This window comes from Corallococcus sicarius, from assembly GCF_003611735.1.
Lineage (GTDB): Bacteria > Myxococcota > Myxococcia > Myxococcales > Myxococcaceae > Corallococcus > Corallococcus sicarius.
On the sequence record NZ_RAWG01000680.1, the window covers coordinates 1 to 707 of the forward strand.

1 protein-coding gene is annotated in these 707 nt (G+C 70.4%); it reads right to left on the reverse strand.

Features of this window, described 5'->3' with window-relative positions:
• Nucleotides 1-707 (reverse strand): AMP-binding protein (locus tag D7X12_RS41670; protein WP_147444015.1); only part of this gene is annotated, 707 nt, incomplete at both ends.

Sequence of the window (707 nt, forward strand, 5' to 3'; positions counted from 1 at the left end):
CCCTTGAGCTCTTCAGGCGAGTACGTCGCCAGGGCCCAGTGCAGGAAGGCGACGGCATTGCCCTGGGTGATGGCAACGCCCTTGGGACGGCCCGTGCTGCCCGACGTGTAGATGAGGTAGGCGAGATGACCGGGGAACACATCCACGGCAGGGGCCGTGGTGGGCTGAAGTGCCAGCTCCGCGTCCGTGTCCAGGCACACCGGCGTGGCGGAATGCTCCGGCAACGAAGGCAGAAGGTGCGAGTGCGCCACCAGCGCGGGCCCCTGCGCGTCCTCCAGCAGCCAGCCCAACCGCTCGCGCGGGTAGCTGGGGTCGAGCGGCACGTAGGCACCGCCGGCCTTGAGGATGCCCAGCGCTCCGATGACGAGGTCTTCCGTGCGCTCCACGCAGAGGCCCACGCGCACTTCCGGCCCCACACCGAGGCCCCGCAGTCGGTGCGCGAGCTGATTGGCCCGTGCTTCCAGCTCACGGTACGTCAGCCGCCGCTCCGGAGTGATGACGGCCACGGCATCCGGAGTACGGCGCACCTGCGCCTCCACCATCGCGGCAATGCTGGGCTCGCGCTCCGTCTCCGCCGTGCGCGGATTCCATTCGACGAGGAGTCGCTGGCGTTCCGCGTCGGTGAGCAGCGGCAGGTCCGCGAGCCGGGTGTCCGGCTTCGTGGCGATGGCCTCCAGCAACACGCCCAGGTGGCCGGCCATGCGCTG